The sequence below is a fragment of the Streptomyces sp. FH025 genome, from assembly GCF_017427025.1.
GTDB lineage: Bacteria > Actinomycetota > Actinomycetes > Streptomycetales > Streptomycetaceae > Kitasatospora.
The window spans coordinates 1-1,258 of record NZ_JAFLNG010001175.1 but is presented as its reverse complement, the minus strand read 5'-3'; the positions used below and the strand labels follow the sequence as shown (position 1 = coordinate 1,258).

At 69.2% G+C, this 1,258-nt stretch carries 1 protein-coding gene; it reads left to right on the top strand.

From position 1 onward, the window contains the following. The first annotated feature begins 382 nt into the window (after positions 1-382). Complete coding sequence (locus J0670_RS38235; protein ID WP_207817369.1) at positions 383-1,120, top strand: hypothetical protein; 738 nt, start codon at positions 383-385, stop codon at positions 1,118-1,120. The last annotated feature ends 138 nt before the right edge of the window (positions 1,121-1,258 follow it).

Below are 1,258 nucleotides of genomic sequence, written 5' to 3'. Positions count from 1 at the left end.
CACCTTCGGCGTCGCGCTCACCACCGGTCCCCTCGCAGGCCTGACCGCCCGCGCCGTCGTCGTCCTCGACGAGAACGACACCGTCCTGCACACCGAGCTGGTCGGCGAGATCGCCGACGAGCCCGACTACGAGGCCGCCCTCGCCGCCCTCAACTAGCGGTGATGTGAGCCGGGGGGCGTCTCCCGAACACCCCGGGAGACGCCCCCCGGCCCTGCCGTCGCCCACAAGTCCGCTACGGCCCACCGGAATTCCTCGCGCCCGCCAGACTTCCCTGGCATGATCGCGGCTGCGTCCCGCCACGTACCCGGGCTGCGCATGAGCAGCCGGGACGGGTAGGGACGCGAGTGGAGCAGTGGACCGTACGAACACCGGGTGGTGACGATGCCTGAGGACGCCCGACCCGTCAACGAGTGGATATCCGGCCCGCAGAACCTGCGGAAGCCGTCGCGGAGGTGGCGCGGTGTCGTCAAGGCACTCTGGATCATCTTGCGGGTGCTGATCGTCGCGGCCGGGCTCGCCGTCACCGTCCTCGGCTTCGCCCGGTTCACCGACGCCTACGACGAGGTGGGTGAGTACCGCGCCACCCCGCTCTGCGCCACGCCGGCCGCCAAGCCGGGTGCGGACTGCGTGACGCGGGAGAGCGGCCGGGTGACGAGGAAGTCGGTGGACCGGAGCAGCGACGACACCACCTACAACCTGACCGTGGCCCGGGAGACGGCACCTGCCCAGACCTTCGAGGTCGGCTACGCGTTCTACGACGACGTCGACATCGACACCACGGTGGATCTGAAGGTCCTGCGGGGCAGGGTGGTCAACCTCAGCTACCACGGGCACCTCGCCAAGAACCCGAACATTCCGTGGGCCGACATCCTCACGTTCAGCGCACTGCTCGCCGCCGGCATGGCGGTGGCGATCTGCGGCATCGTCAGCTGGAAGGAGCCCGCCTGGGCGGTCGCACTCGGCCTGGCCGTCCCGGTCTGGATCCCCACCGTGATATTCGGCGGCATCCTGACCGACGTGCAGTGGGGGTTCACCCTCAGCCTCGTACTCGGCATCATCTGCTGGCTGGTCGCGGCCCTCATCAGCACCGTCTTCTCCATGGCCTCCGAAGGGTTCTGACGGGTGCCGAGGAGTTCCGGTGGCTCCTGGGGCGCCCGGGGTGCCGAGTGATTGTCAGGTCACGACCAAAGGAAGTAGCCTCCCACCACACCACCCACCGGGAGGACACCACCCGTGCACATCCGCACCAGGACCGCA